Consider the following 19,467-nt stretch of genomic DNA (forward strand, 5'->3'; position numbering starts at 1 on the left):
ATAGAGCCTCCGCTTACCTTTTCACATAACGTCATTTACAAAAAACTAACGCAGCAGCTTGCCTAGATAAAGGAACGTGCCTCCAACCGAGATACTTGCGAGCAGACTGCCTGCCAGGTTGGTGTAATGAGAAATAGTGTAGTTAATCAAGTCCTGTTTCGTATCGAGGCTGAAAACATCCATATAAAGCTGAGAACCTTTCCAGAGGAAGATACAGGCAAAAACGACCATAAAGGCAAGAAACCCATTACTGATCGGAGTATCCTTGATATTGAGATGAATTTTGCGAATCAGATCGATATTGATCAATGACAGGAAGACCCAGTTGGTGTTTTCCACGACCCGAATGACGCGGAGAACGTCCTCATCAGGAGTCGGATTGATTAACAGAAAAACCAGGGACGCGACGATAACGCCGACAACAGCCAGGTAGACATGAAGCTTACTGCCTTCGAAATCAAGAGTCCGGGTAAAAACATAGTACTCCTGGAAACCGTGGCTCATAATCAGGATAGAAAGAGTCCCGATGATATGTCCCATGGCCAGTACATAGGGGTTATTGAGGCCAGGGAGAAAAGGCAGGGCACCCGGGATAATCTCACCAATCAGAATCAGGAAGAAGCCAACAGAGATACTGGTCCAGACTCGAGCATTACCGATACTGAAATAGAAAGAAACACACCCGGCAACAAGCCAGAAGACTCCGAGTACAACTTGAAACATTTCCATGAACGCCTCCCTGAGATACGGATTGAATCAATAAAAAACGGCGACTCGAAAGCCGCCGGGATCTGAACCTGGGCTCCTTAAGAGAGCCCGTTGAAACCCTTTTTCATTTCATCCAGCATTTTATCGATTTTGCTGGGACCTGCGACCAGCCTGGCTGATTTACCCAGCTTGGTGTAAAAGTCATCAAGAGCAGATTCGCTAATCTGCCCACCGTTGAGTTTCAGTTTTTCAAACTCTTTATCTACCAGCAAGGAGCCGATTTTGCCAAGATGCGCCATGGCAAAACTCTGAAAAAGCTCCTGTGTCTTCTGCCGCCGATCCGACTCTTTTGTCTCCTGAGTTTTACTTGCAGCGTGCTCCTGCTCTTCTCGCTGACGTTGACGTTCGGCAACAGCAGCACCCCACATACCTGTGATATCCGCGGTTTCCATAAGGTCTGCCAGTGATTTTTCGCCGTCACCACGAGTCACCAGAACATCAACTTTGGCTCCGGGCTCTTTGGCAACCGACATGGAACTGTCTGCAGTGGTTTCAATGTCCGTCGAACCATCGTGGAAGAAACCAAGGGGGCGACCGTCGCGATAAAAGATCAGGGCAATATGTTCTTTAGAATAAATGCGCAGGCATCCGCTACGCTTCTCTTCGCGCATCCGAACCAGCAAGGATTTAATATCGATCAACTGGAGATCCTGCCCTTTGTGCAGAACCTCACCATGCAGGAGGGTATGAATACTGTGCGCCAGCTCGGTAGATAGTCGATAGATGTTCAGCTTACCGTTGCCATTCAGAGACTCGTCGAACGTACGGGAGATACCATCATATGCGATCAGGTGTTCCCGCTCATTCTCAAAGAGTGAGCTGATGAGGCTGCCTTCCTGGTAAATGAAGACGCCGGTCCCTTCAGGAAAATCAAAACGCATGTATCCGGTAAATTTTCCCTGACGCATTTTTCCCAAGGCATCCGCAAGGTTTACTTTGCCAGGATTGATATTTTCCTTAACAGGATTGCCTCGTGGCAACAGAATCATAACTTAAAGCCTCGTTCTCATTAACATTACTTTTAGAACACGAATTTTTAGAATATTTGAGCTTTCATGTCAAGGCCGTTGCGCGACCGAGGGAACGCCCGCAAACTAGGGTTTAGTAGAAAATCATATTGAGATAGGGTCTTTAAAACAAGCCGGCGAGACGAAGTTCCCGAGCGATTTTGCGACGACGGAATGCAAAACGACGGAAAAGATCATCACCCATTTGTTCAGCCGGGCTCATGGCTTGACGATTGATTATGACAAGCTCACGGTAAGCGGCATCAAGAGGACGGCCGATTATCATTGACAGGGCGTTATGGAAGCGACTCTTCACTTTACCAAGCTCTTCACTGGCAACAAGGCTTTCATCGGCATCAAACAGATGGGCCGTCAAGCGACTCTCCGGACCAACCAGTCCAGGCCCTTCAATTGTCAAGGCAAGTATCTCCTCAGACGTCATTACATCCAGCTCGAGTTCGGCAAAAAGCTGGTCACAACAATCAGGATGAATAAAGCCCCGCCGCCGGCTGCTCAAATCAAAGAAGAAATGACCTTCAGCATGCAGGGACTGTTGACAACACAAAGGGCACTCAAGGACAAGCTTGCGTCGCCGTGCAGCGGGCAGTCCCTCCAGGCCCCCTTCACAACCACTGCCACTCCTGTACTCGAAGGTTTCGGTCGCAGAGTTTGACAAGACAAATTCTGCCAGCTTTTTGAACTGACCATGAACGGAAGTATTCCGGGCGTGGGTGAGAACGGGCAAGATGCGACTGGAGAACCCGGAAGCAAGGCCTTCGACCTTGGGACTTTTACTGATGCAAATTTCAAGAACCTGGTAGTCTCGTTCACGGGCGCCGTAGATCAGGAACTCATGAACGCGCACTTCGGCATTCAAGCGAGCACGGGCATCAACCAGGCTTGGCAGCAACCAAAGTTTTTCTGCACGGCCGGCATCGGCCATAATCTTCCTTAACGAACCGGCGTTTATCAGGGCTGCACGATCCTTAACCGGCACAAGGACCAGGTCTGCAGTCAAGAGAGCTGCTTCAGTGAACCAATCAAGAATGGGTCTTGTATCGAGGATTAGAATACCGTCAAGCTTTGAAGCCGACACCCTCTGTCGCAACCAAACAGGATCATGGTCTGGTGGTTGCAGCCGCCGGGATGAGGCGACATACTGCACTCCGTATTGACCGAGCACAGCAAGCTCTTCAATCGGGCAGCCTTCGAGAAGCTTGGCAACATTACCCTCAGGCTGTGGACCGAGAGAAAACATCTGGTCAACGCTGAAGTGGTTATCAAAAGAGGCAATTGTAACCGGTAAATCCTCATGCAAAGCCTTGAGATAGACGGCAAGGTTAGTGGCAATCGTTGTCTTTCCCACCCCGCCTTTTTCGCTGGCAACGGCGATCACAAAAGGACGCTTCACGACACTTCACCTTCTGCGAGCACCTCCTGCAGGGTCTCCCAGCGTTCCATACAGTCGTCCAACTCCTCTTGAAGAATTGAATGTTTCTCAATGAGCGGACTAAGGCGGGCATGGTCAACCGCCATGGCAGGGTCCTGCATTTCAGTGGTCAGCTCAGCGAGAGCCTGCTCAAGAACCTCGATTCGCTCTTCAACCTGAGTCAACTCTTTCTTCCGTTTCTGCTCTTCTCGCCTGGTCGCCTTACGCTCCTCGTGCGAAAGCACCCGGGATGTCTTGCTTTTTACCGGCGCAGAGGTTCCCTTCGCACCAGCCTGCTCGACTCGCAAAGAGGAGTGGCTGCCATCCCCTTCACCACTTTTTACGCGCAGAAAGTCCTCATAATTTCCGAGGTAGGACGTGGCACGATGGCCGGCAACTTCAACAACTCGGCTAGCGAGCTCATCAACAAAATAACGGTCGTGAGAAACAAACACGAGGGTCCCCTGATACCCTTTCAGAGCATTAAGAAGAACCTCTTTGGAGGCCAGGTCAAGGTGGTTGGTCGGCTCGTCCAGAAGCAGCAGGTTGGCCGGCTCTAGAAGCAGGATCGCCAGTGCCAGCCGGTTACGCTCTCCACCTGAGAGAACAGAAACCCGCTTGTGAACGTCATCACCATGAAAAAGAAACGCGCCTAGCAGGTTGCGCACCTTCGGCACCATGTCGAAAGGGGCTGCTTTGGTAATTTGCTCCAGCACAGTCAGTTTTGAGTCGAGGGTGCGCGCCTGATCCTGGGCAAAATAAGCCATAACCATGTTATGACCTTCCTCACGCTCGCCTTGCAACGGCGCCTCAACCCCTGCCAGCAATCTCATCAGGGTTGACTTACCAGCACCGTTAGCCCCAACCAGGGCGACACGCTCGCCGCGAGCAACAGAGAGATCAACATCCTCAACAACGGTCTTGTTTTCGTATCCGTGTGCGACGCCGGAGAGACCGATTGAAAGCTGCCCGCTTTTCGGTGGCGCTGGGAAGGAGAAACCGATTTTTTTACGCTCTGGCGGCAATTCAATGCGCTCAATTTTTTCCAACATCTTGACGCGGCTCTGTACCAGGGCAGCCTTGTTGGCGTTATAACGAAACTTGTTAATGAACGCCTCGAGGCGGGCGACCTCTTCATCCTGGCGTCTCTTGGTTTCACGTAAAGCGGCAACGCGTTCGTCGCGGGCAGCCAGGTAGCGGGAATAGTTACCGGGATAATCTGTGAGCTTACCGTGCCAGATTTCGACGATCCGGGAGACGACCTGGTCAAGGAAAAACCGGTCATGGGAAACCAGGATCACTGCGTATGGGTAGGCCGACAGGTAGCCTTCTAGCCAATCACGGGCAGGCAGATCAAGGTGGTTGGTCGGCTCATCAAGGAGAAGCAGGTTGGGTTTCTGCAGCAATAACTTGGCCAGTGCGATACGCATCTGCCAGCCGCCGGAAAACTGCTCGCACGGTTTACCCCAATCTTCTTCGGCGAAACCCAGGCCCTTGAGGACCCTGCCGATTTCGGTTTCCATGGTGTAACCACCGCGTTGTCGAAAAATCTCCTGCAACTCGGAATAACGATCAAGGTCAGACTCTTCAGCCTCACGACTGATCTGTCCCTCAAGCTGTTTCAGCTCGGCTTCAACCGCGAGCAGCTCCTCAAGAGCTGAGCGCACCTCGGTAAAGAGGTCACGACCACTATGCTCGAGGCCTTCCTGCGGCAGATACCCGATAGTGGTACCACGAGCCAACTGCACCTTGCCGGCATCAACATCCGACTGCCCGGACAGCAGACGTAGCAAAGTGGTCTTACCGGCACCATTTTCGCCACAAAGCCCGATACGGTCAGTGGGACGAACATGCCAGTCAACATGGCGCAGCACAACTTGGTCTGCAAACTGTTTGACAACATCTTTTAGCTGTAACATGGCGCCTGTTATAGCACATCTGTATGCTCTCGAGAATTATCATCTTCATCGTTGACAGGGACAACGAACATTAGCAGAATGAATGAGCGTTTTCTCACCCACCACTAAAGAGCTGTTGCAGTTCTTTCAGGAGGCCTCAATGGCACGTAAAGTCTTCATAGCTGCGACCGGACAGGACTGCGGCAAAACCACCACCAGCCTCTCACTTATCCACCTGGCCCTCAAAAAATACCGTCGGGTCGGCTTTATCAAGCCGGTCGGGCCCAAGCCTTCCCCCTACAAGGATTTCTGGGTCGACAAAGATGCCGCCCTGGTCGCCAAAGTATTCGGGCTTGAGGACGACATCCGCCTGATGTCACCCGTAGTGGTACAACCTGGAGACACACGCAAAGTCATCGATGGCGTGGTCACCCGTGAGCAACTCGAACAGCAGCTCATCAAGGCCTGTAAGGAACTCGAAGAGCGCTGTGACTTTCTGATCATTGAAGGGGCCGGTCATAGTGGTGTCGGCTCGGTGCTCGGTTTAAGTAACGCCCGTGTTGCCCGCCTGCTCGATGCTCCGGTCCTGATTGTCAGCGGCGGCGGCATCGGCCACGTCATCGATGATGTCAGCATGAACCTGGCACTTTACAAAATGGAGGGCGCAGAAGTCCGCATCGTCATGCCGAACAAGCTGATCGCTGAGAAACGGGCAAGAACCCTCGAATACATGGACAAAGCCTTTGCCCACGAAAATTTTATTGTCCACGGTGGCTTCAACTACTCGCCGATACTTGCTGGCCCCACCTTGCAACACGTTGCCAAACTCTTTGATGTGTCTCTGCGTGCCAATCAGGAGCAGGCGAGGCAGATCATCAAACACATACAACTCGCAGCAGCTTCCACGGAGAAGGTCGTCGAAATTCTCAAAAATTCAACATTGCTACTGGTGAACAGCAGTCGTAATGAACTTCTGGTCATGCTCGCCACTCTGCATCATATTCCAGAATATGCTGAGAAACTTTCCGGAGTACTGATTTCGGGAGCCAACCCCATTGCCAAACTGACCCAGCAGGTTCTCGACGACAGTCAGTTGCCCTTCATGCGCACCGAGCAACTCACATCAACGGTCTTCCATACCGTGACCCGCGATGTCTCCAAGATCACTGCTGATGATCATGAAAAAATCAGCCTGGTTAAGAGTCTGGCTGAGCAGGAGCTTGATTTCGATTTAATTGACAGTCAACTTGGGTAAGAGATTAGTCATAGGGAATTAGATTCACTGATAAAAGTTCTTTTATTCAAAGAAAAAAACAACTGACAACACTGGCAGATCTCGTCCTGCCGGTGTCATGACTTATCTGAAAGAGAGCAAAAACAACATCTTTGAAGATCAATTTACATTCAACACAAACGATACAGAGACGTCACCTTCCATTATTTACGTGCAATTTTCATTTAATTTGTTATAGTTCGGCCGTATCTACCTTTTTTAAAAGGTTTTTTCGATCTTAAGGACTGAGATACAGGTCCTACAGATAAACAGTTTTGGTATTTATCCTGTTATTGAGCGCGCTCCCAGTTCCGGTTGAGCCAACCATCTCGAAACAGGGTTTATGCCCCCAACAGATTAAGGTTGTCGCATGCGGCAGCCGGGAAGAATTACATGTCTAAGAAAATGATGGTTAACGCCACCCATCCCGAAGAAAACCGGGTGGCTATTGTAGAAGATGGTATCCTCACTGAGCTCGATATCGAGGTTGCCGGTCGCGAACCCTCCAAAGGGAATATCTATAAAGCGGTTGTGGTCCGGGTTGAAACCGGTCTGCAGGCCGCTTTTGTTGATTATGGCGCAGATCGCCTCGGCTTCCTGCAAATCGATGAAATCAATTACACCACGGTCAAGCCTGACTACACTCCTGCCGAAGATGGCCGCAGGCCACGCATCAATGACCTTTTGTCTCGCGGCCAAGAGATCCTGGTCCAGATCACCAAGGAAGAGCGCGGTACCAAGGGTGCAGCCCTGACCACTTACCTGTCCCTCGCCGGGCGCTACATGGTTCTTATGCCCGGCAGCCAGACACGGGGTGTTTCACGCAAGGCCGAGAGCGACGCACAACGCAAAGAGCTGAAAAAGGCCATGAGCTCTCTCGACCTCGCCGAGGGCATCGGTTATATCGTGCGCACGGCAGCTCTTGACCAGACTCGCGAAGAGTTGGAACGGGATTATCGCTATCTGATTAGGCTCTTTGAAAGCATCAAGGAGCTTGAGCAAAAAGCCAAAGCTCCGGCCCTGATCTACAAAGAATCCAACCTGATGATCCGTTCGATCCGTGATTACTTCACCACGGAGATGGATGAAGTTCTGATCGACGACCCGCAGGTTTTCAAAGAAGCGAAAGACTTCTTCCAGATGGTCATGCCTGACCACATCAAACTGGTCAAACTTCACCAGGAACGTCGACCGATCTTCTCCCGCTACCAGATTGAAGACCAGATCGAGACCCTGAGCCGCAACAAAGTGCTCCTGCCCTCTGGCGGTTCGATTGTCATCGACCCCACTGAAGCCCTCGTCGCCATCGACGTCAACAGTGGCAAGATGGCTTCCGAGCGCGGCGTTGAGGACACGGCGACCAAGACCAACCTGGAAGCCGCCACAGAAGTCGGCAGGCAGCTTCGCCTGCGCGACCTCGGTGGCCTGATCGTCATTGACTTCATCGACATGCGGGACCGCAAAAATAATCGCGCGGTCGAAAACCAGGTCAAGAAATCACTGGAAAACGACAAGGCCCGGGTTAGCGTTGGTCGCATCAGTAAATTTGGGTTATTGGAAATGAGCCGGCAAAGGATTAAAGCCGCCCTGACAGAAGGCTCCTACCTGCCCTGCCCGCACTGTAACGGCTCCGGACATTTGAAGAGTCCTGAAACCCAGGCGGTTGCCCTGTTGCGTAAAATTCACGCCAGCGCCGCTAAAGGCCAGGTCAGTCGTGTTGATGCCCAGTTGCCGATTGAAGTTGCCGCCTACCTGTTGAACAACAACCGTGAAGAGCTCGTCGAGATGGAGCGGCGCTACCAGTTGCAGATCCATATTCACGGTAACCGCGATTTTCTGTCTGACCAGGTTGAAATCGAAATTCAGAAAAAAGAGAAGAGTAAGTCGACCCAGCAGGAATTTGTTGAGGCCGGTTCCGTGCCCCTGGCGACCGAAGAAGAGAGTAAGCGAGACAAAGAGGAGACGGATCTGCCTGCGGTGGAAGAAACAGCTGAGGTGGGAACGGATCAACCCAAAAAACGCCGTCGCAGGAGACGCCGCAAGCCTTCAGGAGCGACAGCTTCTGAAGCAGAGCAGAACACCAGCGATACTGATGAGCCAACATCGGAAGACGCTGCAACTGACTCAACGGACACCATAACCGGGGCGGCAGAAGAAAAGTCTGATGATGTGGCACCGGCGAAGAAGCCACAAAGGCCAAGACGTTCACGAAGCAAAAAAGTAACTGAAAGTGCGGCAACGACAGAAGCGCCTGCACAAGAAGCACCCGTCGCCGAAACGCCAGAGGAGAAGCCTGCGGAGGCCGCAGAAGGAAATCAAGACGCACAGGAAGCCAAACCGAAACGTCGGCGGAGTCGTCGTAAACCGAAATCAGCAGCGGACGAAGTAAAAGTGGAGCCGCCCTCTACAACTGACAAGAACCAGTCAGCGACATCAGACACAACGACAGAACCTCCGGCAGAAGTCGCTGCAGGAGAAAAACCAGAGGTCGAGACCAAGCCAAAACCGAGACGTCCTCGCCGTACGACGAAAAAAACTGATCCACCAACAGAAGCAACCAAAGTTGCGCCAGAGGCCCCTGCAGAGGAGAGCGCTCAGAAAGAAGCTGCGAGCGAAAAGAAAGTTGAAACTAAAAAACCAGCCAGCCGCAGGCCTCGTCTCGCGAAAGCCAAAGTAACGAAAACAGAGGCAGCAGCTGAGAAGAGTGAAGAAAAAAGCGCCCCCGCGGAGAGCGGAGAGGTCGTCAAAAAAGCACCGGCCAAGCGCCCACGCAAAAAGCCGGCAGCCAAAGAGATTGCATCGGTAGAGAAGAGCGAACCAATAGTAACTGAAATTAAAGAGAACACTGTCGGAGAGAAACCTAAGCCGAAAACGCGTCGAACCAGCACGGCCAAGCCAAAAGCAAAAGATGCGGACGCTTTAAAAGCAACAGAGGAAGCTAATTCCGCAGAAAAGAAGACCGTCCAAAAAGCTCCCGCCAAGACGAAAGCCCCGGCTAAGAAGACGACCAGGAAAACCGCGGTTAAAGATGAGGTGGCGGCAAAGCCTACCGAAGAGCCTGCCAAAGCAAAACGGACCAGAACACCTCGCAAGAAAGCGGTCGAAAAGGATTCTGGCAAAGAGGATTAAGAAAAAAGTCCTTTAATACAAACCAAAGCGGTCGCCGTTCTTATGACGTCGACCGCTTCAGATTTCTAAAAACCCCCACTTGTTCCATGTGGGGGTTTTTTGTATGAACGGATTCAACTTGCAGGTGCAACTCGTTGTTTATAAATAGCATTTTTCCGTGAATCATCCGGCATCCCGACAAAAGCAATATAAGCCACCACTGTCGAGACGAAAATTTGCTTCTTATTTATTGATAGAGGTATTCAGGAAGCTCTTTAATACACAAAGCTGTGGCCACCAGGATCTGAGCCTTGGTGGCCTTTTATTATTTGTTATGCGCAATGAAAAAGGGTTTGCGACTCGGGATCAGGATAAGTGCGAAAGGACAGGATATTCCTGAACAACATTTATTTCGTTTTGATCGTTCCGACAACCGCAAATTCACCGGTTTTGGATCGGCGGATTATCACGAGTTCACCAGAGCTGGGATAGACATTAGTCAGAGCTGTTATGTTGACTTGATGTGTCACCAACACAAGAGGCTGGCCAAGGTTTTGCTCATGAAGCCACGCTGTGAGCTTTTGTGTTTGCGACTCACGATAATCATAATTATTGAAGAAGGAGTTGAGAAAAGAAAGGGCCTGAACCGGCCCAAGTTCCAGCAACTTTGCGGTCTCTAGGCAGCGACACCATTGGCTCGAGAATACTCGTGCCGTTTGAATCCTATTTTCACGAAAGAGCTTACCTATCTTAACGGCCTGGCTCCGTCCTTCCTCGGAGAGATTTCTTTGCGTCCGGCAACTGCCAAGTTTGAACCCCGGAGGATCTCCATTGCCAGGAGCAATGGCATGACGGAGTAAAGCAAAATGCTCACCCGATCGCAAACTATTCCAGAGAACAGCATCACCCTCTGAGGACAGTACCGGGGTACAGCTCAAGCTGCTTATAAAGACCACGCTAATCAGCGCCTTACCAACCAAGTTTAAATAATCTAGCATTTTTTGCTGTAACCTCCTTAAGTATATGCAATCTAATTTACCTTATAAAAACAGATCTACCCATCAAACAAAGTGGATAGATCCGTTTTCTTTTCATTTAAGAAGCTCCTGAATCAATTCCGGGTTGGCATTTATTGTTTATGAAGGTTTCTAGTAATCATTTCAAAAATGAAGCCCTTAGACGCCAAAACTTTGGAGGAGGAAGCATAGTAATGTTTGACGTTTGACCATTTCAGCCAAATACACTAAATTAAAAATGTCCTATTTGTGTAGGTATTCAAGAAGTTATTACCCAGAGGGTGGCAAGTAGTATTTATGAAGCTCCTCTGGTCATAGGTTGGGTTTTTATTTGAGTTTTAAACGGTTTGGGGAAGGTCATCCTAAGCGGTTAAAGCTTATATGAATTTAAATTCAATTCCGTAAGGAGTAATGCTTTGATAAGGGCTATTGTAATTTTTTTTGCCATGCTCCTGTTGACCTCCTGTTTGAGCAAACCAATCCAACTTAACGACAAGGATGGTACGGAGCAACTTGCTCTTTTAGGTATCCCTTTTTGGTCCGATGACAGGGCGGGGACACATACTGAGTTAATTTATGGAGGCAGAAGCGGCTCTGAAATTGTGATTATTTTCAGCGAAAAGGTGGGCAATGACACTTCTCCTACCAACAAAGAGTATAAATTTGATTTGTCAGAAAGTAATGTCGTTACAGTCGATAAATATAGACTGAAGATAATTATGGCTTACGAGGCAGATATGATGTTTCGTTTTGTCGTGAATTAGGTTTGTCCTTTGACACCTCACCTTCTGTTGCTGTCCGAAGAATTCCCTTTAATTCTTTTAGTAAAAATACCCGTTTTTTTATAGCTAAAGTAGAAATCTTGTAAACCTCCCTGCTTTAGTACCGACCATTATGCCAAGGAGTCTCATTATTGCTGGCACTATTTTAAGGAATGGTTAAAAAACCGCTTCTTATTGATGGAGGTATTCAGAAAGCTCTTTAAAACACAAAACTACGGCCACCAGGATACGATCCTCGGAGGCCGTTTTCTTATGCCTGATTGCAATGGTTGAAAGCTTCTCTGAAGTAGTAGCTGCCCTGGCATCGGGAAACGCCCTTATTATTTCCTTGGCAAACTTGAGCCTTCTTGGTGAGCGAAGTTATAGCGGGGAGAAGGACAAGAAAGAGGTTATGTTCTGATCTGTTTTTCTATGCCAACGCATGACTGTATAGATGCACATCACGCTGCGGGAACGGAATACTGATTTCTTCAGAATCGAACCTCATTTTTACTGCACGCGTGACGTCCCAATAAACATCCCAGTAATCGTCAGTAGCTACCCAGGGTCTGACGACGAAGTTAACAGAAGAGTCAGCGAGTTCGTGTAAACGAACAATTGGTTCTGGATCTTTGAGGACCTTATGATTCGAATCGAGAATCTCTTTCAAGATTTTCTCTGCCTTTGGGATATCATCGGTATATGAGATGCCGAAAACCAGATCCACACGTCTAGTTGCTTGTGCGGTGACATTTTTTACGACATCTCCCCAAATCTTGTTGTTTGGGATAATAATGGTCTGATTGTCAAATGTTATGACAGTAGTATTGACAAGGCTCATGTGAGAGACCTTGCCAAAAACACCCGCCGCTTCTATCAAGGATCCAACATCGTAGGGCCTGTAGAGCAGAATCATTAGTCCAGAGGCAAAATTGGATAACGAATCTTGAAGCGCAAACCCGACAATAAATCCGATAATCCCCAACCCCGCAAAGAGAGGCCCAATGCTAACTCCAACCTGAGACAGGGCAACCAGAGCTCCAAGCAAGATGATCACGTTACGTGTAAGAGAAAATATCATGCGCCTCAACAACTCAGACAAATGAATGTTTGACTTATTAAAACTCTTTTCAACAACGCTGTGAGCAACCTTTGAGAGTTTTTTTGAAATATATAAGATGAGGATGAACAAAAATATTTTAAAAACAATATCGGGGCCGTTTTCAACAACTCCATTCCAAAGACTCTTTCCCCAGGCTGTCAATAAGCGAGAGCCAACACCTACGTCAAGCACATCTATCGTAATGACTCCAGTATTACTCAGGACCAGTTCCCGATAGGCTGAAGTATCCATGCCTAGATCGGCCATCATATCCAACACACTGTTGAGTGACACAGCAAGCCTTTGAGCCAATTGCTTTGTTGCGTTCAGTTTGGTTGCCAGTTCCGTATCATCGGGGACAACCTCCGCACTGGCGCTTAATGCGACAACGTCTTCCATCATTGAATCTAAAAGAATTGATATGTTGATTGCGCGATTGGACAGACTCTTTCTGAGAGACTGCTCTTGTGCAGTTACATCAAGCTCAAAATCTTTCGCAATTTCGAGACTCTTTATTTGTAGCTCAACCGTTCTTTGGATGGACTCTAACAGGACAAATATTTTAGAAAAGGCGGCAGCTTTTTCTACGGCAGAAGAGCCCTGCTCAGGAAGTTTTATTCTTTGATGGATCCGATTAATTACCGTGTTTGCAATTTCACTCTGCTCGCCAAGAATCTTTTTGGCTTTTTGTTGGTAGTTCTCATTATTGATGTCATCATTCTTTTTGGCATCAACAGTTTCGGCGTAAGCTACGCCTTGCTCTAATAGTTTTAACCAAGACTTGTCTAGCCAGGCCTCAAGTATCTGCTTTTTGGTCCCCCCGCTATTTGCGATACGTTCTTCATAATCTTTTATCGTCTTTCTTTGTCTCTCAATACCTGCGAATGCTATTTCCAAGGCTTCATTGGTTTGATGACTGATTTCTTTTTGTTCAGAAGATGCTGTTGTTTTTTCAGTTACTGAATCAGCAAAAACTTGCTGTGAGATAAGTAGAAAAAAGAATCCGAAAAAGATCAGAAACAGTTTTTGATTTAGATATTTATTTGATCTCATTCTTGCCTCCTTTTGTTGAGACTAAACCTAGCATAACTCCTTATCCGTGGCTGGCAACTTTACCGAAAAACAAAACAGCGACTAATCAGAAAGGGGTTGAGATCGGAGGGCTGAAAAAGCGCAGATATGCGCTTAAGAGATGATCCAGAACAGATGAAGGGATCGGAGAAAAACAGAAGGAAGGCAAGGCCGGTGTCCTCTATGGGCACCGGCCTTGTTGGTTTTCGTTGAAACAGCGACCATTTGTTTCCGGATTTAACGCGTTAAGGTGCAAAGGTTATTCTGGCATATTGGGAATGGTCGTCACCTCACCCTTATGATTGCGCAGCTGGTAGTTTTCATCATCCTTGCCAGCGATGTAATAGTCGGGCATCAGTGGAATTTTACCGATGTTCGTAGCGATGACGTGCATCGGTTGGGCCAGCCCTGTAGTGTGTCCGCGTAGGGCATCGCGTATCAGTTCGGCACCCTTTTCCACCGGGGTGCGGAAGTGGTCAATGCCGGGGGCTGGTTCACAGTAGAAGACGTAATAAGGCTTAATCCTGACCCTCAGCAGTTTCTGGTGCAGTTCGCGGAAGGTCTCGACATCATCATTAATCCCCTTGAGGAGCACCGCTTGGTTACCAATATTTACACCGCATGAGAGCAGCTCAAACACGGCCTTGGCAGTCGTTTCAGTGATTTCTTTCGGGTGGTTGCACTGAGTATTGATCCAGATCGGTACGCGATGATAGGCACTGAGGACCTTTTTCAGCCCCGGGGTGATACGTTGTGGCAACACGATTGGCGAACGGGTACCGAAGCGGATCATTTCAATGTGTGGCAGCTCGCGCAGTTTACGGATCAGGTATTCGAGCTGATCGTCTGAAAGCAAAAACGGGTCTCCTCCAGTAATGAGCACATCACGTACCTCAGTGTGTGCGGCGATCCAGTCGAGACCCTCATCTACATTGAAGTCGAGTTTTAGGTCGCCGTCAACAACCAGCTCCTTGCGAAAGCAGTGTCGGCAGTAAATTCCGCAAGTCTGGGTGACTGTGAAGGCTACGCGATCACGGTACTGCCGGGCGATACTGTCCGGACGTTGTTCCTCAGTGGCGCGGTTCTCCTTCCAGACCAGGTAATCATCCATACCGAAGCGATTCTGTTGCTCCTGCACCGATGGAAGCACTTGTCTGCGAATGGGACATGAAGGATCATCGGGGTCCATCAGGGCAGCAAAATAGGGAGTGGTTCCCCAGGTCGTTTCATTGGTGCGGAGAACCTCCTCTTCCTCGGCAGTGAGGTTGATGAACTGTTTGAGCTTGTCGGCGGTGTTTACAAATTCTCTGAGTTGGTCTTGCCACTCGATTGACATGGTGCCTCCTTAAGCAAGTTGAGGTTGTGCCAAAAAGCCCACAGCCCAACACAGAGGGCGATGAGATCATTTCAGCAGAGGCACTTGCGACAGGCATGACAAACGTGGAGAGAATACAGAAGAGACTCCCGTTTTAGAAAGCGGGAATCAGCCGGGCAGCAGTGTGCCGGAAAAATGATGGTTATTGATTGTTTTAAAGAGGACAGAGCCACCCGCACCCGATGTTGCGATGGGACATCACAACCGCAGTGCTGCTCTGAAGAGAGAGGGTTCGTCTCGAACATACCGGAGCATGAACGATCCACCTCATTTGCGGGTCTATGGTCGGAACGCCCCGGAGAGGACGCCGCCATCAACTCAGGCACACTAACACAGATGAGACGGAACGGCAAACGTGGGCAGGGGCTTTAGCTGTACAAAACTCCCAGCGAAGGCTCGGAGAAAATTCATGGTCCTGGAACAAAAAGCAAAAGCGCCCCCCTGCCCCGAAATTGGTGCGCCAACAGACTGCACTATATTCATAAATGTCACGACTTCTGAGACGAAAACGGGCTTGTTATAGATAGAGCTATTTAGGAGCAGAAAACTATGGCCACCTGGGTTCAATCCTGAGTAGCCTTTTCTTTTCACGGCAACGGCTCAAAAAAAGCTTCACTCTCAGGAGGGGGTAAGGAGCAGGGCAAGTTATCTGTGCCTTAAATAAGGTGGGAAATGCAAAGGCAGTAGATTTTTTTAACTAATAACACCCTTTGAAGTATTGTCTACCGGAAGCGTTGGAATCTTTCCTATAAGACACAACATCCGAGAAAAAATCCGGCTTCTTTTTGATAGAGCTAGTTAAGAAGCTCTTTAACTCACAAAACAAGGCCACCAAGGCTCGATTCTTGGTGGCCTTTTCTATAAGGCAGGATTATGTGATTTTCAAGTCACAGCACATTCTGTTTTATATGTTAAAGTGTACCAATGCTGCGATTTGATCAGGAGACTGAGGATGACGATCGGATCAGACTTAAACGTGGAGGTTCCTGTGATTAAAAAGAAGATTTTGGTTGTTGAAGACGAAGAATCTCTATTGAAACTTCAAAGTATACTGCTGACCTTAAGGGGTTACAATGTCGAAGGAGTGACGGATGGTCAGGCAGCATTGGAGGCAGTAGTAACTATGAATCCAGATCTGATTCTGCTTGATATTATGCTTCCCAAGATTGATGGCCTTGAGGTTTGTCGGCAGGTAAAGACTAACGTAACGACCCGTCATATACCGATTATCATGCTTACGGCGAAAAAAAGCAAAGAAGATCTTCTCATGGGCGAGCAAGCTGGAGCCGACATGTACATAACAAAACCTTACAAGTCATCAATGGTTATTGAAACCATTCAGAGTCTACTCTCTTGAATATCGGCCTCTGAAGATTGTCCCCATGGATCGTTTCTTATTTTCACGATTTATAAACATATTGATTCTCTGTCGTGTCAGTTTACTGTAAATCCTGTTGCAACTCGTCCTTACATTACCTAGGGATATTTAGTATGCGGTGTGAGTAGGATAAAATCAGACACTGCCTGCCTAATCAAGGCCCGACGGCTGCACATTATTTCTGTTTTGGCTGTCCGCCCTCCCCGTACCACGTCCCGGGTTCCAGTCTTTAATAGATTGACATCCCCAAACGTGTCATGCTTCCATTTAGAAATTACAAATCACCAGAGATGAAAACATGAGCACACTTCTCACTGTCAGCAACCTGAAAACCTACTTCTTCACCAGAGATGGTCTGACCAAGGCCATAAACGGTATCGATTTCACCATCAAACGTGGAGAAACCCTGGCCCTGGTAGGCGAGTCCGGCTGCGGCAAATCGATGACCGCCCTTTCCTTACTGCGCCTGATCCCGGAACCGGGGAAGATCGTCGAAGGTGAAATTCGTTTTGACGACCTGGATCTGCTACGCATACCCGAAGAAGAAGTGCGGCGGGTGCGAGGAAATCGCATCAGCATGATCTTCCAGGAGCCGATGACTTCGCTCAACCCGGTCTTTCGCATCGGCGACCAGATCATGGAGAGCTTGCAGTTGCATCGGGGTAAAAGCAAGCTAGAGGCAACCGAGATCGCTACCGAACTTCTGCACAAGGTTGGAATCCCGGCGGCAGCCCAGAGAATCAAGGATTTCCCTCATCAGCTCTCCGGCGGCATGCGCCAACGCGTAATGATCGCCATGGCGCTTGCCTGCGATCCTCAGTTATTGATTGCCGACGAACCGACCACGGCTCTCGACGTCACTATTCAGGCACAGATTATGGATCTGCTCGCTGCGATCAAGGCCGAACACGACATGGCCATGCTTCTGATCACCCACGACCTCGGCGTGGTCGCTGAAAACGCCGATCGCGTTGCCATCATGTATGCTGGTGTCATCGTGGAAACCGCTCCGGTTAAAGAGCTCTATGCGAACCCTCGGCACCCCTACACGCAAGGGCTACTGGCCTGCATCCCGCGTATCGGTGAGCAAAAGCAACGCCTTATCCCTATAGAAGGCACTGTTCCCAGAGCTGGTGCAACCAACGAAGGATGCTCTTTTCTTGAGCGCTGTTCCGAATCCTTCGCGCCGTGCCGTGGCGAGCTCCCACCACTCAAGGAAGTGCAGCCAGACCACTGGGTGCGCTGCTGGCAGGTGCAATAATGTCGACACTTCTCAAGGTAGAAAATCTGCACAAAGCCTTCAAGGTCAGCGCCAACCGCCCCGGCGCAGCAAAACAATCGCTCAGGGCGGTGGATGGGGTCTCTTTCGAGATCAAAAGTGGCGAAACGCTCGGCCTGGTCGGTGAATCCGGCTGCGGAAAGTCGACCACCGGCAAGTTATTGCTGCGACTCATCGAACCGGACTCAGGCACGATTCAATTTGACGGCAGAGATGTCGCTGGCATGGGCCACCGCGAGTTGACAGCCATTCGCCGTGACATGCAGATGATTTTCCAGGACCCTTACTCGTCGCTCAATCCACGCATGCGGGTCGGCGAGATCATCGGCGAACCGCTGGTAGTCCACTCCCTTGCCAGAGGCAGCGCCATTAAAGAGCAGATCCTGGCTTTGATGCAGAAAGTAGGACTGGCTCCCGAACATTACGATCGCTACCCCCACGAATTTTCCGGTGGCCAACGACAACGCATCGGCATTGCACGAACCCTGGCTGTGCAACCACGCCTGATCGTCGCTGATGAGCCGGTTTCAGCACTCGATCTCTCTATCCAGGCACAGATCGTCAACCTGCTGAAAGACCTGCAAGAAGAATTCGGTCTGACGTACCTCTTTATCTCCCACGACCTTGGCATTATCGAGCACGTCTGCGACCGGGTCGCGGTGATGTACCTGGGGCGGATTGTCGAAATAGCCACGGCAGAGCAGCTTTACCATCAACCATGCCACCCCTATACCGAAGCCCTGCTCAACGCTGTGCCGATCCCCGACCCGCAAAGAGTTCGCGAGCACCAGATTTTAAGTGGCGAAATCCCATCACCGATCAACCCGCCCACAGGCTGCCACTTCCATCCCCGCTGCCCTTACGCGCAAGAGGTCTGTCGCAAAGAATATCCGGCATTGACAGATCACACCGGAGGCCACCAGTCCGCCTGTCATTTTAGCGGTGAAGTCGGCAGGTTTCGCCAGAGCAGAAGCTGATCTCACGGCGGGCTGCAGCTAGTGATAGAATCGTTACCGCTACTTTTAGCAAGCGTCATTGCACTCCGCGCGCTCCGGGCCGAAGAGGTTATAAGGCAAAGAAATGATTTTTACCAACAACCCCGACAAACCCATTGCAAATTTAATCCAGGGAATTTTTCTGATCATCTTTTGTTCCATCGCCCTCTTCGTTGCCTGGATTCTCACAAGAGCAGAGGTTCATTGGTTTTTCTTGTTTTGCATGATTATCTCATTTGTTGTCCCTGCGTTGGCTGCCTTTTGGCTTGGCGTAAAACGGGTGAACGCTTTCACGAAGCACGACAGGACTTCGAACCAATCGCGCGGGAAAGACAGGTAGCCTGACAAGAAACGATGGGCCCCTGACGAATAAGTACCCTAAGCCAGGACTATGCTGCAGAAAGTCGCTTGATAGCACAAAAAGACAAAACGATATCAACTTCGGCCAAAAGGAGGCGTTATGTTAAATACAAGAAAAGAGAGACAAATGATAAAAATCTTGTTTTCATCCATAATCGTCGTTCTTGCACTTTGCAGTGTTCAGGCTTGCGCTGCCGTTCATCCTGAGTTGAAAGCTTTTCCTGCGGCAGAAAAGGGCATGGAAAGATTCGTCGTCGTTCTTCCCGAAAAGACGCGCGCGGAAGAAGTCGATTTCAAGGTCGAACTGATCCCCGGAAAAACCATGCTGACCGATAGCGTGAACCAGGTGCGTCACAGCAGCACCATCGAAGCACGCCCGCTCGCAGGCTGGGGGTATACTTTTTACGAAGTGACAGGACAGGACACAACCATGAGCACCATGATGGCGGCCCCCGAAGGAAGTAAAAAAATTGAACAATTTGTCTCAGGAACGCCTTTGCTGATTCGTTACAACAGCCGTTTGCCGATTGTGGTTTATTCGCCGGAAGGATATGAGCTCAAGTACCGTATCTGGGCCGCGGGTGATGCAGGGAACGCTGACAAAAAGTAACTGCATACTCTTATTGACCCAACACCACATACCGTGG

14 protein-coding genes are annotated in these 19,467 nt (G+C 49.5%); 7 read left to right on the plus strand and 7 right to left on the minus strand.

The features are described 5' to 3' along the window. Nucleotides 1–45 precede the first annotated feature (45 nt). The 4 genes from P9J64_15860 to P9J64_15875 all read right to left on the minus strand — a co-directional run bounded on the left by P9J64_15860 (nucleotide 46) and on the right by P9J64_15875 (nucleotide 5,123). Nucleotides 46–729 (minus strand): hypothetical protein, encoded by a 684-nt coding sequence (locus P9J64_15860; protein MDG5469798.1) that lies wholly within the window; start codon nucleotides 727–729, stop codon nucleotides 46–48. A 77-nt stretch (nucleotides 730–806) separates the two neighbouring features. Then, entirely contained in the window at nucleotides 807–1,757 is a 951-nt protein-coding gene (locus P9J64_15865; protein MDG5469799.1) for a GTPase-activating protein, read from the minus strand. Nucleotides 1,758–1,899: 142 nt separating this feature from the next. After that, complete coding sequence (locus tag P9J64_15870; protein ID MDG5469800.1) at nucleotides 1,900–3,186, minus strand: ParA family protein; 1,287 nt, start codon at nucleotides 3,184–3,186, stop codon at nucleotides 1,900–1,902. Beyond that, nucleotides 3,183–5,123, minus strand: a complete 1,941-nt coding sequence (locus P9J64_15875) for an ABC-F family ATP-binding cassette domain-containing protein (protein ID MDG5469801.1) — start codon at nucleotides 5,121–5,123, stop codon at nucleotides 3,183–3,185. The genes P9J64_15870 and P9J64_15875 overlap by 4 nt, the downstream gene beginning before the upstream one ends. A gap of 139 nt (nucleotides 5,124–5,262) precedes the next feature. Between P9J64_15875 and P9J64_15880 the strand changes: the two genes are divergently transcribed. Both P9J64_15880 and P9J64_15885 read left to right on the plus strand, forming a co-directional pair. Further along, entirely contained in the window at nucleotides 5,263–6,357 is a 1,095-nt protein-coding gene (locus P9J64_15880; protein ID MDG5469802.1) for an AAA family ATPase, read from the plus strand. A gap of 411 nt (nucleotides 6,358–6,768) precedes the next feature. Further along, nucleotides 6,769–9,504 (plus strand): Rne/Rng family ribonuclease, encoded by a 2,736-nt coding sequence (locus tag P9J64_15885; GenBank protein MDG5469803.1) that lies wholly within the window; start codon nucleotides 6,769–6,771, stop codon nucleotides 9,502–9,504. Nucleotides 9,505–9,890: 386 nt separating this feature from the next. Here P9J64_15885 and P9J64_15890 read toward each other — a convergent pair whose 3' ends face one another. After that, a complete protein-coding gene (locus P9J64_15890; GenBank protein ID MDG5469804.1) occupies nucleotides 9,891–10,481 on the minus strand; it encodes a histidine phosphatase family protein in 591 nt (196 codons plus the stop codon). Nucleotides 10,482–10,915: 434 nt separating this feature from the next. On the opposite strand from P9J64_15890, the gene P9J64_15895 reads away from it, so the two are divergent. Then, nucleotides 10,916–11,263: a hypothetical protein gene (locus P9J64_15895; GenBank protein ID MDG5469805.1), complete on the plus strand. Its 348-nt coding sequence runs from the start codon at nucleotides 10,916–10,918 to the stop codon at nucleotides 11,261–11,263. A gap of 427 nt (nucleotides 11,264–11,690) precedes the next feature. On the opposite strand, the gene P9J64_15900 is transcribed toward P9J64_15895, so the two are convergent. Then, complete coding sequence (locus P9J64_15900; GenBank protein MDG5469806.1) at nucleotides 11,691–13,415, minus strand: mechanosensitive ion channel family protein; 1,725 nt, start codon at nucleotides 13,413–13,415, stop codon at nucleotides 11,691–11,693. Nucleotides 13,416–13,692: 277 nt separating this feature from the next. Further along, nucleotides 13,693–14,769, minus strand: coding sequence for a KamA family radical SAM protein (locus P9J64_15905; GenBank protein MDG5469807.1), 1,077 nt, complete (start codon nucleotides 14,767–14,769; stop codon nucleotides 13,693–13,695). Nucleotides 14,770–15,796: 1,027 nt separating this feature from the next. On the opposite strand from P9J64_15905, the gene P9J64_15910 reads away from it, so the two are divergent. From P9J64_15910 to P9J64_15925, 4 genes are all read left to right on the plus strand, one after another. After that, the gene (locus P9J64_15910; GenBank protein MDG5469808.1) at nucleotides 15,797–16,165 is read left to right on the plus strand and encodes a response regulator; all 369 of its coding nucleotides are present in this window, start codon (nucleotides 15,797–15,799) and stop codon (nucleotides 16,163–16,165) included. 319 nt (nucleotides 16,166–16,484) lie between these two features. Further along, complete coding sequence (locus P9J64_15915) at nucleotides 16,485–17,447, plus strand: ABC transporter ATP-binding protein (protein ID MDG5469809.1); 963 nt, start codon at nucleotides 16,485–16,487, stop codon at nucleotides 17,445–17,447. Beyond that, nucleotides 17,447–18,442 carry a dipeptide ABC transporter ATP-binding protein gene (locus P9J64_15920; protein ID MDG5469810.1) on the plus strand — a complete coding sequence of 332 codons (996 nt, stop codon included), beginning with the start codon at nucleotides 17,447–17,449 and terminating at the stop codon, nucleotides 18,440–18,442. Before P9J64_15915 ends, P9J64_15920 begins: the two co-directional genes overlap by 1 nt. A gap of 505 nt (nucleotides 18,443–18,947) precedes the next feature. Then, on the plus strand, nucleotides 18,948–19,430 hold the full coding sequence (locus P9J64_15925) for an ecotin family protein (protein MDG5469811.1): 483 nt from the start codon (nucleotides 18,948–18,950) through the stop codon (nucleotides 19,428–19,430). Nucleotides 19,431–19,467: the final 37 nt, after the last annotated feature.

The sequence above is a fragment of the Deltaproteobacteria bacterium IMCC39524 genome (genome assembly GCA_029667085.1).
GTDB lineage: Bacteria > Desulfobacterota > Desulfuromonadia > Desulfuromonadales > BM103 > M0040.

Coding starts and splice junctions, on each gene's coding strand:
- P9J64_15890 (MDG5469804.1), bottom strand. CDS start 10,481: ATGCTAGATTATTTAAACTTGGTTGGTAAGGCGCTGATTAGCGTGGTC.
- P9J64_15865 (MDG5469799.1), bottom strand. CDS start 1,757: ATGATTCTGTTGCCACGAGGCAATCCTGTTAAGGAAAATATCAATCCT.
- P9J64_15880 (MDG5469802.1), top strand. CDS start 5,263: ATGGCACGTAAAGTCTTCATAGCTGCGACCGGACAGGACTGCGGCAAA.
- P9J64_15915 (MDG5469809.1), top strand. CDS start 16,485: ATGAGCACACTTCTCACTGTCAGCAACCTGAAAACCTACTTCTTCACC.
- P9J64_15900 (MDG5469806.1), bottom strand. CDS start 13,415: ATGAGATCAAATAAATATCTAAATCAAAAACTGTTTCTGATCTTTTTC.
- P9J64_15925 (MDG5469811.1), top strand. CDS start 18,948: ATGATAAAAATCTTGTTTTCATCCATAATCGTCGTTCTTGCACTTTGC.
- P9J64_15885 (MDG5469803.1), top strand. CDS start 6,769: ATGTCTAAGAAAATGATGGTTAACGCCACCCATCCCGAAGAAAACCGG.
- P9J64_15905 (MDG5469807.1), bottom strand. CDS start 14,769: ATGTCAATCGAGTGGCAAGACCAACTCAGAGAATTTGTAAACACCGCC.
- P9J64_15875 (MDG5469801.1), bottom strand. CDS start 5,123: ATGTTACAGCTAAAAGATGTTGTCAAACAGTTTGCAGACCAAGTTGTG.
- P9J64_15860 (MDG5469798.1), bottom strand. CDS start 729: ATGGAAATGTTTCAAGTTGTACTCGGAGTCTTCTGGCTTGTTGCCGGG.
- P9J64_15920 (MDG5469810.1), top strand. CDS start 17,447: ATGTCGACACTTCTCAAGGTAGAAAATCTGCACAAAGCCTTCAAGGTC.